Origin of the sequence: Weizmannia acidilactici (assembly GCF_008974185.1) — a bacterium.
In the GTDB taxonomy this organism is placed as follows: Bacteria; Bacillota; Bacilli; order Bacillales; family Bacillaceae_C; genus Weizmannia; species Weizmannia acidilactici.
The window spans coordinates 1-842 of record NZ_BKZP01000094.1 but is presented as its reverse complement, the minus strand read 5'-3'; the positions used below and the strand labels follow the sequence as shown (position 1 = coordinate 842).

Sequence of the window (842 nt, the reverse complement as noted above, 5' to 3'; positions counted from 1 at the left end):
TTGTCGTCCAATGAGAATCCGTCCGCTTTCATGTCATAGAACCATACGTTGTCGGTTCCGCCTGCCCCCGTTTTCGTGAAAATCATGATCGCGGTCGAAACGCCTGCGTACGGTTTAAACACGCCGCTTGGCATCGAAATGATCGCTTCCAGCTTGTGGTTGTCAATAATTTCTTTACGGATTTTCTTATGGGCGTTAGAGCTCCCGAACAAGACACCGTCCGGGACAATCACTGCTGCCCGGCCGCCCGGTTTTAATATCCGGATAAACAAAGATAAAAACAGCAATTCTGTTTTCCTTGTCTTCGCGATTTTTAATAAATCATTCGACACGGCTTCGTAATCAAGCGAGCCTTTGAACGGCGGATTCGCAAGTACAAGCGTGTATTTGTCCTTGTCTTTATTCGCCTCGGATAGCGAATCGCGGTAGGCAATGTTCGGATTATCGACACCGTGCAGCATCATGTTCATCGCACCAATCCGGAGCATCGTCCGGTCCATGTCATTGCCGTAAAACATCGTATTATGGAAATGTTCCTTTAATCCCTGGACGAGGAATAAATCCTCATGGTGTTGATGCAAATATTCGCTTGCCGCCACCAAAAATCCTGCCGAACCCATCGCCGGATCGATGATGATGTCTTCGGGGGTCGGTTTCATCAATTCGACCATCATTTTAATAATGTGGCGCGGGGTACGGAATTGTCCGTTTGTTCCGGCCGTTGCGATCTTGGACAGCAAATACTCGTACAGGTCTCCCTGCGTATCGCGCCCTTTCATCGGCAGGTTGTCAATGCCGTCCACAATTTTCGCCAGCATATTTGCTGTCGGGATCAAAAACAT

Annotated in this window: 1 protein-coding gene; it reads right to left on the bottom strand. The window is 48.5% G+C overall.

Annotation, left to right across the window (positions count from 1 at the left end):
* Positions 1-842 (bottom strand): HsdM family class I SAM-dependent methyltransferase (locus tag BpJC4_RS15820; RefSeq protein WP_151698196.1); only part of this gene is annotated, 842 nt, incomplete at both ends.